Here is a 413-nt window from a genome sequence, read left to right on the forward strand (position 1 = left end):
GGACCGTTCTGGGCGAAGAAGGACGATGGTGCGTGGTCGATACCGAAGGGTCTTGTCGACGAGAATGAGGACGAGTTGACGGCAGCGCAACGCGAGACCGAGGAAGAGCTTGGCGTCAAGGTCGATGGCCCGTTCGCGCGGCTCGGCGACTACAGGCAACCGGGCGGCAAGATCGTCTCGGCCTGGTCTGTCGAGGCGACCATCAACATCGACGTGACCACCATCAAGAGCAACAGCTTCACCATGGAATGGCCGCCAAGATCGGGATCCCTGAAGGCGTTTCCGGAAGTCGACCGAGCAGGCTGGTTCACCTTGCCCGAGGCCGAAGTGAAGATCCTCAACGGGCAGCGCCCGATGCTGTCAGATTTTGCCAGGCAGCAAGGCGCCGGATGATCCGCAGCCTTCAGTAGGGT

1 protein-coding gene is annotated in these 413 nt (G+C 61.5%); it reads left to right on the plus strand.

Annotated elements, in window-relative coordinates; all coding sequences use genetic code 11:
• Positions 1-393 (plus strand): NUDIX domain-containing protein (locus EOD07_RS37280; RefSeq protein WP_127238556.1); only part of this gene is annotated, 393 nt, incomplete at its 5' end.
• Positions 394-413 lie beyond the last annotated feature (20 nt).

Source organism: Mesorhizobium sp. M2C.T.Ca.TU.002.02.1.1 (assembly GCF_003997225.1).